The following is a 269-nucleotide window of genomic DNA, read 5'->3' as shown; positions in this document are numbered from 1 at the left end:
ATACTGGGGACCCAACCTGGCCAGGAACCTCAAAGCGAGCCCTGATTGGGAGCTCGCAGCTATTTGCGATCTCGACGTCGAACGGGGCCTCAAACTCGCCGAGACGGTAGGCGCCGTGCCCGTCGTCGAGTCCTTGGACGAATTGCTGGACGACTACAACCTGGATGCCGTGGCCATTGCCACTCCCGCCCATACGCATCACGGAGTGGTGATGACGGCACTGCGGGCCGGGAAGCATGTGCTGGTGGAGAAACCACTGGCGGACAGCC

1 protein-coding gene is annotated in these 269 nt (G+C 62.5%); it reads left to right on the top strand.

All coding sequences use genetic code 11. From position 1 onward, the window contains the following. On the top strand, nucleotides 1-269 hold a 269-nt coding region (locus SB847_RS21165), incomplete at both ends, for a Gfo/Idh/MocA family protein (RefSeq protein WP_410578593.1).

The organism is Bacillus sp. SIMBA_026, assembly GCF_046535335.1.
Lineage (GTDB): Bacteria > Bacillota > Bacilli > Bacillales > Bacillaceae > Bacillus > Bacillus velezensis.
This window is presented reverse-complemented; position numbering and strand designations above follow the sequence as displayed.